Below are 11,528 nucleotides of genomic sequence, written 5' to 3'. Positions count from 1 at the left end.
TTATTTTTGGTACTACGGTTTTCCGATGCCGCTGGCGGAGGAAGGAGTGCGTTCACCCTGAAGGAAACTTCAGCCGCATCCCCGAAAGCCGCCAGCGAACCTGGCGGCTTTTTTCATGCCGCCGGACCTGGCCCCCACCCAGAACCCGACCGAGAGATTCCCCATGGCCCCGCATACCGACGATCTGCGCATCCGCAAGATCGAACCGCTGACCCCGCCCGCCCAGCTGTTGTCGCTGCTGCCCTGCGACGAACAGGCCTCGCAGACCGTCGCTGCCTCGCGCGCGGCGCTGCACGACATCCTGCACGGCCGCGACGACCGCCTGGCGGTGGTGATCGGCCCGTGCTCGATCCACGATCCGGTGGCGGCGATGGACTACGCGCAGCGCCTGCGCCCGTTGCGCGACAGCTACGGCGATGCGCTGGAGATCGTGATGCGGGTGTACTTCGAGAAGCCGCGCACCACGATCGGCTGGAAGGGCCTGATCAACGATCCCAATCTCGACGGCAGCTTCGACATCAACAAGGGCCTGCGCCTGGCGCGCGGCCTGCTGCGCGACATCAACCGCCTCGGCCTGCCGGCCGGCGTGGAATTCCTCGACATCATCTCGCCGCAGTACATTGCCGATCTGGTGGCCTGGGGCGCGATCGGCGCGCGCACCACCGAAAGCCAGGTGCACCGCGAACTGGCCTCGGGCCTGTCGTGCCCGGTCGGCTTCAAGAACGGCACCAGCGGCGACGTCAAGATCGCGGTGGATGCGGTTGGCGCGGCCTCGCATCCGCACCATTTCCTGGCGGTGACCAAGGACGGCCAGACCGCGGTCGCCACCACCACCGGCAATCCCGACTGCCACGTGATTCTGCGCGGCGGCAAGCTGCCCAACTACGACGCGGCCAGCGTCGCCGCCGCCGGCCAGGTGCTGGAGAAGGCCGGGTTGCCGGCACGGCTGATGGTCGATGCCAGCCACGCCAACAGCGGCAAGAATCCGGACAACCAGCCGAAGGTGATCGAGGACATCGCCACGCAGCTGGAAGCCGGACAGACCCGCATCGTCGGCGCGATGGTGGAGAGCCATCTGCTCGGCGGCCGCCAGGAACTGCTCGACGGCCAGCCACTGGTCTACGGGCAGAGCATCACCGACGGCTGCATCGATTGGGACAGCTCGGTGCAGGTGCTGGAGCGTCTGGCGCAGGCGGTACGTGCGCGGCGCCAGGTGCGGTTGTCGCAAGCGGCCTGAGCGTGGCCGAGCGCTGATGCGCAGCGAGCCGAGTGCTCGTTGCGTGTCGCCCAAAAAGACCCGGCCGTGCCGTCGAATCCAAAGGGAGAGAGCTTCTTCATCGACGGCATTCGGCCGGTGGTCAAGTTATGCGCCCGTGCCGTGGCGGCGGTGTGCCGGCGTGTGGCAGCGACCGGCAAGGTGTTCGGGTTGCGTTAAAGCCGGTTGCGCGACGTTTTAGCGCGGCGGCGCCGCCGTATCGGTTTTCCGGGCGCAAAGCGCTGTGGCGCGGCACAAGCTGGCGCAAATCACGCGCCGGCCGATAATGCGTGCATGGCCGACGCCCCGCCCTGGTTCCTGTACCTGCTCGAATGCCGCAACGGCAGCTACTACGCGGGCATCACCCTCGACCTCGAGGCGCGCTATCAGGCGCATCTTCGTGGCGCCGGTGCCAAGTACACCCGTGCCAACCCGCCGCTGCGGCTGCTGGCCAGCCGCGCCTACCCGGACCGTGCCGCCGCCTCGCGCGCCGAATGGGCGCTCAAGCAATTGCCGCGTGCGCGCAAGCTGGCGTTTCTGAGCGAGCCTGACCTGGTGTCCTCGTCCATCGATGCATAGTGGGACGGTGTAGGCTTTGGCGCCGACCGCGTCCGAAGCCTGTCAGCATCGCGGCTCCGCTCGTCGCGACTGAAGTCGCTCCCACAAAGGTCTCGCGGCCAGCGTGCCGGGTGCACTGTGGGAGGGACTTCAGTCCCCGCGTTCCGGTCGCGGCGACTGCGTGACTTCGTTTGTCGCGGCTGAAGCCTACAAAAAAGCGCGGGAGCCGCGGTGCTGGCGCTGCGCAGCGCGCTGGATGGGTCAACCCGCCGCGTGCATGCTTCCGGTGTCCAGCCAGCGTTGGTGCCAGGACAGCGCCTCGGGCAGCAGGTGCGGGGTGTGCTTGCCGTAGCTGTCGTGCAGCGCGCGGTCGAAATAGTCTTCCAGCTGCACGCGGTAGCTCGGGTCCACGCAGTGGTCGATCAGCTGCCGCGCGCGGTGCCGCGGCGGCAGCCCGCGCAGGTCGGCCAAGCCGTGTTCGGTGACGATGATGGAGACGTCGTGCTCGGTGTGGTCCACGTGGCTGACCATCGGCACGATCGCCGAGATGCTGCCGTGCTTTGCAGTGCTCGGGCTGAGGAAGATCGACAGGAAACTGTTGCGCGCGAAGTCGCCGGAACCGCCGATGCCGTTCATGATGCGGCTGCCCATCACGTGGGTGGAATTGACGTTGCCGTACAGGTCGGCCTCGATCATGCCGTTCATCGCAATGCAGCCCAGCCGCCGCACCAGTTCCGGATGATTGGAAATCTCCTGCGTGCGCAGGATGATGCGCTGGCGATAGAAATCGATGTTGCGCTTGAACTCCTCGTTCGCCTCAGGACTCAACGCAAACCCCGTGCACGAGGCCACTTTCAGCACGCCGCTGCGCAGCAGGTCGAGCATGCCGTCCTGGATCACCTCGGTGAAGGCGCTCAGGTCGCGAAAGCCGCTGCTGGCCAGGCCGGCCAGCACCGCGTTGGGGATGTTGCCCACGCCCGACTGCAACGGCAGCAGGTTGGCCGGCAACCGGCCCTTGCTCACTTCGTGCTGGAGGAAGGCGATCAGGTGCGCGGCGATGCGCTCGCTGCTCGCGTCGGCCGGGGTGAACGGGCTGTTGCGGTCCGGGCCATGGGTACGCACCACCGCCACGATCTTGTCCGGATCGCAGCGCAACGACGGCTCGCCGATGCGGTCGTCGGCGTGCAGCAGCGGGATCGGCTTGCGCTGCGGCGGCAGCGCGGTGCCGTAGTACACGTCGTGCATGCCGTCGATGCCGGCCGGTTGCCAGTCGTTGACCTCGACGATCACCTTCCTGGCCAGGTCCAGCCAGGTCTTGTTGTTGCCGATCGAGGTGGACGGAATCAGGCTGCCGTCCTCGCGGATGCCGGCCACTTCCACCACCGCGGTGTCGATCTCGCCGTAGAAGCCGAACCACACGTGCTGGGCGACATGGCTGAGGTGGATGTCGATGTAGTCCAGGGTGCCGGCATTGATCCGCTGGCGCGCGTCCGGGTCGGTCTGGAACGGCATGCGCAGGGCGATGCCCTCGGCCTTGGCCAGCGCCCCGTCCAGTTCCGGCGCGGTGGAGGCACCGGTCATCAGCTGGATCTTGAACGCCTGGCCTTGCAGGTGTGCGGCCTCGATCCGCTGCGCAAGCGCGATCGGCACCGCCTTGGGATAACCGGAACCGGTGAAGCCGCTCATCGCCACCGTCTCGCCCGGTTGGATCAGTGCGGCGGCGGCTTCGGCGCTGACGATGCGCTCGCGCAGGCGCGGGTGAAGGATGCGTTCGGCGGACATGCGGCGACCGTGGCGGGAAGGGGAAACCACGATTATCGCGGATCGCGCCGGGCGCGGGTGTGCGCCACTGCTGCAGTAGCGGCAAGGCGTTCACGCGGCCCAGGCCGCGGCGCGGCGATAGTGCCATGGTGCCGCCCTTCGCCCGCCTCTCGCCGAACGCCGCCCTTGACCGCTACCGGCGCTGGCCGCGTGCGTTGCGTTTGCTGCTGCGCGGGCTGCTGATCGCCTATCTGCTGTACCTGCTGCTGGGCAACGTGTTTCTCAACACGCCGCTGTTCGACCTGGCGACCAACCGCACGCCGGAAAAATTCCGCATGCACACCGGGCCTGCGCTGACCGTGCTGCCGGGCTTCGTCACGGCGTGGGACCTGCGCATACGCGGCCACGTGCAGCGCACCGTGTGGAGCGTGCGCGCCGATCGCGCCAGCGCGCGCATCGCGCTGTTGCCGCTGTTGCACCGCGAAGTGCGCCTGCCATGGATGGAGGCGGTGAACGTGATCGGCGAGATCGACCGCGTCGCCGACGCCATTCCGCCGCCACCGCAGAGCGACCAGGGTTGGACCCTGCGCTTCGACGCGATTCACAGCGGCACGCTGCGCCGCGCGCGCATCGGCGACCTGGCGATCGAAGGCAAGGGCCACGGCACGGTGGGCTTCCTCAAACAACTCAAGGGCGGGCCGGCGCAATTGTTTCCGTCGCAGATCGTGTTCGACGATGCCAGCGTGCGCTACGGCAAGCGCCAGATCGCCGACCAGGCGCACGTGGACGCGCGCTTTTCGTTCCCGCGCCATTACCGCGCGCAGGCGCCGGGCCTGCGCAAGCTCGGCATCGCCGACCTGGCGCTGCAGCTGCACGGGCGCAGCGTGGCGCTGCGCATCGACACCGCCGGGGCGCAGACGCGCTTGAGCACCGAGCCCGGGCTCGGCCATGTGCAGGCGAACCTGCGCCTGCTGCGTGGCGAACTGCAGCCCGGCAGCAAGCTCACCTGGCGGGTGCCGCTGCATGCCGGCGTCGGCGCCACCGATCGCGGCGTGCTGGCGCTGCTGCTCGATGTCGATCGCGACATCCGGCTGCGCGCACGCCTGCCTGGGCAGATCGATCCGCGCAGCATGCTCGACGCCGACCTGCGCATCGGCGGACGAACGCTGCCTTTCGACGACCCCGGCGCGCTGCTGCCGCGGCTGTCCGGCACGCTGCAGGGGCGCTGGCATTTCGAATCGCTGAACTGGATCAGCGACCTGCTGGTGCGCAAGCCGTGGTTCCGGCTCGACGGCGGCGGCGATGTATCGGCCGATCTGCGCCTGGCGCACGGCGCGCTGCAGCCGGGCAGCCGCCTCGACGTGCCCGAGGTGCAGGCCACGGCCGATGTGCTGCGAGTGCGCATCCGCGGCAAGGCGCAGGCCGCCGGACGCATCGTCGGCACTGCCGCGCAGCCGCGCACCGAGGTCGCTGTGCGCATGCACAGCTTCGCGCTGGCGCCGCTGGCCGACCCCAAGGCGATCTTCGTGCAGGGCGAGAACCTGCGCCTGGACCTGGACGGCGCTGGCACCCTGGCGACGATGCACGACTCGCTGCAGGCGCGGCTGCGCTTCGACGATGCGCGCGTGCCCGACCTGAGCGCCTACAACCGCTACCTGCCGGCAACGCAGGTGCGCGTGCTCGGCGGCAGTGGCTCGCTCAGTGGCGATGTGCACCTGGATGCGGCCGGGCAGGTGGGCGAAGGCCATGTGCGCGTGCGCGGCCGCCAGGCGCGGCTGCAGGCGGCCGGATTGGCGCTGGCCGGCGACCTCGATCTCGACGCGCGGCTGCGGCGCGCGCAACTGCACGACAAGCGTTTCGACCTCAGCGGCAGCACGCTGCGCGTGCAGGGCGTGCGCTACGGCGACGGTGGTAAACAGCGCGACTGGTGGGCCACGCTGCGCGTGCCGCAGGGGCGTATCGCTGCGGCGCCGGCCACGCAGGCCGATGCGCAGGTGCAGATGCAGATGCGCGATGCCGGCCCGGTGCTGGCGGTATTCGCGCAGCGCAGCGATGCGCCGGCCTGGCTGCTGAAGCTGGTCGATGCCGGGCAACTGGATGCGCGTGGTCAGTTGCGATGGAGCAAGGACGCACTGTGGCTGGACCGTCTGCGCGCGGAAAACCAGCGCGTTTCGCTGCGCGCGCGCCTGCGCGTCGGCGATGCCGGCACCCAGGGCGATCTGTATGCGCGCTGGGGCGTGCTCGGCGTCGGCGTGGCGCTGCGCGGCGAACAGCGGCAATGGCATCTGCTCAACGCGCGCGAATGGTACGAGCGGCAGCCGGCGTGGTTGCCGGAACCGCCGCCCGCGCCTGCACCGGCGGCGCCCTGAGCCGCCGCATCGCACCCGCGCGCGCGTTGTAGGCGCGGCTTCAGCCGCGACCGATCGCACGATCGCTCGGTCACCGGCGGCATGATGCTGCGACCACGGCACGCCGCTCGACGCGGGCGCGTCGGCATCGCGCAGCGGGTGAAGACGAGACAGCGGCGCATACTGCGGCGCAGCAGAATGTACCGTCCGGTTTCGTTTTGCAGTGCAGCGTGCAATGCGTAAAAAAAGCGCCCAAGATCAACCTGCATCCCGACGTGGGGGAGGGAGCAAGGCCCGCTGGCAGTTCGCTGCAAGCGGGCTTTTTTTGCCTGGCGATCGTCGATTCTGCCACGCCGTGGTTGCTGCGGTCAGGTGGCGTCCCGCGCTTTCCCGGAGCACGCGAACCGCGTTCGCCGCCGCCGCCATGATCGCGCGCCGCTGTCTGCGGACAGGCCGGGATGCCAGAATCGGCCCATGCCAACCCCGTCCTCGATTGTTCCAGACGCCCTGCAGCCCTTGCTCGAACGCAGCCTGGCGCGCTTGCGCCAGAGCCTGGCCGCGCAGCCATGGCCCGCCGCGCCGGCGTTCGACGCGCCGCTGCGCCGCGCGCTGCTCGCCAGCGATTTCCTGCTCGACACCTTGTGCCGGCAACCGACGCTGTTCGCGCATCTGGCGCAGCCCGACCCGCCGCCGTTGCCGGTGCCGCAGCTGGATCCGGCGCAGCCGGCGGCATGGCCGGCGCAGCTGCGCCGCTATCGCGCCGCCGCCTCGGCGCGGCTGGTGTGGCGCGATGTGCTGGGCCTGGACGACGTCGATGCGACCCTGGCCGGCAGCACGCAGTTGGCCGAGACCTGCCTGGGCATCGCGCTGCAGGCGCTGGAAGGCGAATTCGCCACGCGCCACGGCGTGGTCCGCGGCGCCGACGGCAGCGTGCAGCGGCTGGTGGTGTTCGGCCTGGGCAAGCTCGGCGGCGGCGAACTGAACTTCTCCTCGGACGTGGACCTGGTCTACGCCTATCCGCAAGACGGCGAATCCGACGGCGCGCGCGCGCTCGCCGCCGAGGAATATTTCGCCCGCCTCGGCCAGCGCCTGGCGCGGCTGCTGGATGAGACCACCGCCGATGGCTTCTCGCACCGGGTGGATCTGCGCCTGCGTCCGTTCGGCACTGCCGGGCGGGTGGCGCTGTCGTTCGCCGCCATGGACCACTACTTCCAGCGCGAAGGCCGCGACTGGGAGCGCTATGCGTGGCTGAAGGCGCGCGCGGTGGCCGGCGACAGCGCCGCCGGCGAGGACTGGCTGCAGACGCTGCGCCCGTTCGTGTACCGGCGCTACCTCGACTTCACCGCGCTCGATGGACTGCGCGAGATGAAGGCCGCGATCATCGCCGAAGTCGCGCGCCACGACCGCCTGGACGACATCAAGCGCGGTCCCGGCGGGATCCGCGAGATCGAATTCCTGGTGCAGTCGCTGCAACTGATCCGCGCTGGCCGCGAACCGGCACTGCGCGAGCGCCGCTTGCTGCCCGCTCTGCAGGCGCTGGTCGCCGGCGGCCAGGTCGCGGCCGCGGACGGCGCGGCGCTGGCCCAGGCGTACCGCTTCCTGCGCCGGGTCGAGAACCGCCTGCAGATGCTGCGCGACGCGCAGACCCACGCGCTGCCGGAAGACGCGCTGGACCGCGCACGCATCGCGTTCGGCCTGGGCTACGCGGATTGGGCGCAGTTGTACGCCGCGTTGCAGGCGCAGCGCGACCGCGTCGCCGCTGAATTCGCCGAGTTGCTGGCGCCGCGGGTGCAGGCGGTGGCACCGGATGCACTGGCCAGTTACTGGCGTGGCCTGCCGCAGCAGGACGGCGCGCAGGCGCTGGCCGCGGCCGGCTTCGCCGATGCGCAGGGCGCCGACCAGGCGCTGCGCGGCTTGGTGCAGTCGCTGGGCGTGCGCACGCTGTCGGACGCGGCGCGCGCGCGCCTGGACCGGGTGCTGCCGGCATTGTTGCACGCCGCCGCGCGCACGCTGCAGGCCGATGCCGCGCTGCACCGCGTGCTCGGCCTGCTGCAGGCGATCCTGCGCCGCGCCAGTTATCTGGCCTTGCTCGACGAACAGCCCAGCGCGCTGGCGCGGCTGGTCGATGTGCTGGCGCGCAGCGCATTCCTGTCCGAACGGCTGGTGGCGCATCCGTTGCTGCTCGACGAACTGCTCGACAGCCGCGTCGCTGGGCCGATGCCAGATCGGGCGGCGCTGCAGCGGCTGTGCGACAGCGCGGTCGCCGCCGCTGGCGACGATCCGGAAACCGCCCTGCGCGGCCTCAACGAAGCGCGCCAGGCGCTGAGCTTCCGCATCGCCCTGGCCGCGCTGGACCGGCGCCAACCGGCGGTGCACAGCGCCCGCCAACTTGCAGAACTGGCCGAAGGCGTGGTGCTGAGCGTGCTGCGCCTGGCCCGCGCCGAGCTGGCCGCCGCGCATGGCGAAGTCCCTGGCGGCAGCTTCGCGATCATCGGCTACGGCAGCCTCGGCGGCAGCGAATTGGGCATCGGCTCGGACCTGGACCTGGTGTTCCTGTACGACCATGCCGCCGGTGTGGAGGCTTCGGACGGGGCGCGTCCGCTGGAGAGCGGGCGCTGGTTCGCGCGGCTGGCGCAGAAGGTGATCGCGCTGCTCGGCGCGGTGACCGGCGGCGGCCGCCTGTACGACATCGATGTGCGCCTGCGCCCGGACGGCGGCAAGGGCGCGCTGGTGTCGTCGCTGGCCAGCTATACCGACTATCAGCGCGAACGCGCCTGGACCTGGGAACACCAGGCGCTGGTGCGCGCGCGCGGCGTGGCCGGCGATGCCGCGCTGCTGCAGCGCTTCGAGCAGGTGCGCGCGCAGACCCTGGCGCGCCCGCGCGACGCGATGCAGCTACGCGAGGAAGTAGTGAAGATGCGTGCACGCATGCGCACCGAACTGGACCGCAGCGATGCCGCGCGCTTCGACCTGAAGCAGGGCGCTGGCGGCCTGGTCGATCTGGAATTCCTGCTGCAGGCCGGGGTGCTGCTCGGCGCCGCGCAGCATCCCGCGCTGGTCGTGCCGCGCGCGACGCCGGCACTGATCGACGCATTGGCGGCCACCGGCTGGCTGAGCGTGGACACCGCGCAAGGCCTGCATGCCGCGCACGCCACGCTGGTGGACGCTGGGCTTGCCTGCACCCTGGACCGCCGCCCTCGGCTGACCACCCGCAGCGCGGAGATCGACATGGCGCGGGCGGCGATTGCCGATGCCGCCGCCGCGCTGCAGCTCGCGTTCGTTGCCGGGCGCGACACCCAGGCCGCGCCGCGATGAGCGGCGCCGCTCAGACGCGGACGTAGTGCGACTGGAACAAGACTGCGTCGGTGCCAGTCGCCGCCATCATGTCCGGGTCCACGCCGAACAGCGCCACACAGGCGGGCTTGCAACTGCCGTTGTTCCCTGCGCTCAGATCGCACCACTGCGCACAGAACGTGCCGGCGTCGCGCGATCAGCGCGGCGGCGCGGTCCGCCACAACAGCGCGCGGAACGGCGCCAGCAGGAACACGGCGATGCCGAGTTTCACCGCCAGGTCGCCGGCGGCCCAGCTGACCCACGGCAGCGCCGACCCGGCGAAGGCGACCGACCAGAAGAGCGTCGTGTCCAGTGTCGCGCTACAGGTGGTGGCCACGATCGGCGCGCGCCACCAGCGGCCGCGGCGCAGGCGATCGAACACCGCGATGTCCAGCAACTGCGCGGCGATGAACGCCAGGCACGAGGCGGCGGCGATGCGTGGGGTGGCGATCCAGATCGACAGCAGCACCGCCAGCGCGAAGCCGCACCAGGCCACGCGCCGCGCGGCGCGCGGGCCGAAGCGGCGATTGATCAGGTTGCTGACCAGGAACGCCAGCGGATAGCTGAAGGCGCCCCAGGTCAGCCAGTCGTTGATCGGGAACTGCACCAGCACGTTCGACAGCAGCACCACCGCGCCCATCGCCAGCACCGCCAGCGACAGCGCGCGCGGGGTCAGCGCGGCGAACGCGGGCGATGGCGAGGAGGCTGGAGGCATGGGGCGATGGCGCGGCGGGCGAGGCGGCGCATTATCGCGATGCGGCGGCGCCGCGGCCAGTAGCGTGGCACGCTGGCCGCAACGCCGTCGCCCCCTGTAGAAGCGGGTTCAGCCGCGACCGGGCTTCACCAGGAAGATCCGGTCGCGGCTGAAGCTTCTACACGGCCTGCGGATCGCCTGCTGGGTGCACTGCAGGAGCAACTTCAGCCGCGACAACGTCCCAAGCCGCAAGGCTCGCCGCTGCGCTCGTCGCGACTGAAGTCGCTCCCACAAGGGCTTCACCGGCGCCTTGGAGTTGCGAGGCCGCTTGTGGGAGGGGCTTCAGTCCCGACTGCATGCCGTTTCGGAAAAAAAAACACCACTGCGCTCGTCGCGGCTGAAGACAGTTGCTCCTACACCGGGCAAGCCGCCGAGGGAAATACCCTCAGCGCGCGTGCGGCGGTGCCGTCCCATCCACTGCCGCGCGGCCCAGCGCCGGGTCGTCGGTGAAGAAGGCATCCACGCCCGCAGCAATGAACGCACGCATCTCGGCGATGCTGCCGGCCGCATTCACCGCCGCCGGGCCGCGCGCGTCCTGCAGGTGCTTGGGCAGGAAGTAGTTCTCCGGACGGAACGTGTACGGCACCACCTGCAGCCCGGCCGCATGCGCATCGGCGATGAAGGCGCTAGGTGCAGCCAGTGCGCCGTCGGCAGCGATCGGGATGATGGTGCGCAGGTTGGGGCTGACCAGTTGCGCGTACCTGGCGATCGCGCGCAGGCCCTGCGCGCTGCCCATCTGCGCATAGGTGGGGCCGTCGCGCAGCTGGTCGCCTGGGCGTTCCTTTGGGTCGCCCAGCAACTGCACCAGGCGCACGTTCGGATGGGTGACGCCGAGCTTGCGGTGCAGATATTCCAGATTGCCGATCTCGAACGACTGCACGATCACCGGTGCGCTACGCGTGTACGCATGCGCGTCCAGCGTGGCCAGCACCTTGTCTTCCATCGCCAGGCCCAGCGACTGAAAATAGGTGCCGTGCTTGATCTCCGGGATCAGCCCGATCGGGCGCCCGCGCGTGGCCGACTCGGCCGCGGCGAAATCGATGATCTCGTCGAAGGTGAGCAACTGGAACTGGCCGTCGAAGGCGGTGCTACGCAGTTGCGGCAGGCGCTCGCGCGCGCGCAGCGTCTTCAGCTCGGCCAGGGTGAAGTCTTCGCTGAACCAGCCTTCCACGCGCTGCCCATCGATCTGCTTGACCGTCTTGCGCGCGGCGAACTCCGGATGCGCGGCGACATCGGTGGTGGCGCCGATCTCGTTCTCGTGGCGCGCCAGCAGCGCACCGTCCTTGGTCGAGACCAGGTCCGGCTCGATGAAATCGGCGCCGTCGGCGATGGCCTTGGCATACGACGCCAGCGTGTGCTCGGGGCGCAGCGCGCTGGCGCCGCGGTGGCCGATCACCAGCGGCTTGCGCGTACCCGGTGCCGCGGCCTCGGCCGCGGCGGTCAGCGACGACAGCGCCATCGAACATCCCAGCACCCAGACCAGGGGTTTCATCATCGCATGCGCTCCGGAGCGGTGTTG

General features: G+C 70.2%; 8 protein-coding genes. 5 read left to right on the top strand and 3 right to left on the bottom strand.

The genetic code is table 11. The annotated features are described in order from the left end of the window. Positions 1–163: 163 nt before the first annotated feature. The 3 genes from E4A48_RS15230 (at position 164) to E4A48_RS15225 (ending at position 1,834) form a co-directional block, all read left to right on the top strand. Complete coding sequence (locus tag E4A48_RS15230; protein ID WP_039008125.1) at positions 164–1,237, top strand: 3-deoxy-7-phosphoheptulonate synthase; 1,074 nt, start codon at positions 164–166, stop codon at positions 1,235–1,237. 39 nt (positions 1,238–1,276) lie between these two features. Next, the gene (locus tag E4A48_RS20625; protein ID WP_185910665.1) at positions 1,277–1,435 is read left to right on the top strand and encodes a hypothetical protein; all 159 of its coding nucleotides are present in this window, start codon (positions 1,277–1,279) and stop codon (positions 1,433–1,435) included. Between the two features lie 114 nt (positions 1,436–1,549). Beyond that, the gene (locus tag E4A48_RS15225) at positions 1,550–1,834 is read left to right on the top strand and encodes a GIY-YIG nuclease family protein (protein ID WP_058196064.1); all 285 of its coding nucleotides are present in this window, start codon (positions 1,550–1,552) and stop codon (positions 1,832–1,834) included. Positions 1,835–2,074: 240 nt separating this feature from the next. Here the strand turns inward: E4A48_RS15225 and E4A48_RS15220 are convergent, their stop codons facing one another. After that, on the bottom strand, positions 2,075–3,595 hold the full coding sequence (locus E4A48_RS15220; RefSeq protein WP_058196065.1) for an acetyl-CoA hydrolase/transferase family protein: 1,521 nt from the start codon (positions 3,593–3,595) through the stop codon (positions 2,075–2,077). A 125-nt stretch (positions 3,596–3,720) separates the two neighbouring features. Here E4A48_RS15220 and E4A48_RS15215 point away from each other — a divergent pair, with 125 nt between their 5' ends. Both E4A48_RS15215 and glnE read left to right on the top strand, forming a co-directional pair. After that, positions 3,721–5,943, top strand: coding sequence for a translocation/assembly module TamB domain-containing protein (locus E4A48_RS15215; protein ID WP_142742714.1), 2,223 nt, complete (start codon positions 3,721–3,723; stop codon positions 5,941–5,943). Between the two features lie 453 nt (positions 5,944–6,396). Further along, complete coding sequence (gene glnE, locus E4A48_RS15210) at positions 6,397–9,237, top strand: bifunctional [glutamate--ammonia ligase]-adenylyl-L-tyrosine phosphorylase/[glutamate--ammonia-ligase] adenylyltransferase (RefSeq protein WP_142742713.1); 2,841 nt, start codon at positions 6,397–6,399, stop codon at positions 9,235–9,237. 175 nt (positions 9,238–9,412) lie between these two features. Here the strand turns inward: glnE and E4A48_RS15205 are convergent, their stop codons facing one another. Next, entirely contained in the window at positions 9,413–9,970 is a 558-nt protein-coding gene (locus E4A48_RS15205) for a VUT family protein (RefSeq protein WP_142742712.1), read from the bottom strand. Between the two features lie 424 nt (positions 9,971–10,394). Next, positions 10,395–11,504, bottom strand: coding sequence for a glycerophosphodiester phosphodiesterase (locus E4A48_RS15200; protein WP_142742711.1), 1,110 nt, complete (start codon positions 11,502–11,504; stop codon positions 10,395–10,397). Between the last annotated feature and the right edge of the window lie 24 nt (positions 11,505–11,528).

This window comes from Xanthomonas translucens pv. cerealis, from assembly GCF_006838285.1.
GTDB classification, from domain to species: Bacteria; Pseudomonadota; Gammaproteobacteria; order Xanthomonadales; family Xanthomonadaceae; genus Xanthomonas_A; species Xanthomonas_A cerealis.
Note: the sequence above shows the minus strand (reverse complement) of the source record. Positions and strands in the feature narration are given on the sequence as shown.

Coding starts and splice junctions, on each gene's coding strand:
- E4A48_RS15230 (WP_039008125.1), top strand. CDS start 164: ATGGCCCCGCATACCGACGATCTGCGCATCCGCAAGATCGAACCGCTG.
- E4A48_RS15225 (WP_058196064.1), top strand. CDS start 1,550: ATGGCCGACGCCCCGCCCTGGTTCCTGTACCTGCTCGAATGCCGCAAC.
- E4A48_RS15220 (WP_058196065.1), bottom strand. CDS start 3,595: ATGTCCGCCGAACGCATCCTTCACCCGCGCCTGCGCGAGCGCATCGTC.
- E4A48_RS15215 (WP_142742714.1), top strand. CDS start 3,721: ATGGTGCCGCCCTTCGCCCGCCTCTCGCCGAACGCCGCCCTTGACCGC.
- glnE (WP_142742713.1), top strand. CDS start 6,397: ATGCCAACCCCGTCCTCGATTGTTCCAGACGCCCTGCAGCCCTTGCTC.
- E4A48_RS15205 (WP_142742712.1), bottom strand. CDS start 9,970: ATGCCTCCAGCCTCCTCGCCATCGCCCGCGTTCGCCGCGCTGACCCCG.
- E4A48_RS15200 (WP_142742711.1), bottom strand. CDS start 11,504: ATGATGAAACCCCTGGTCTGGGTGCTGGGATGTTCGATGGCGCTGTCG.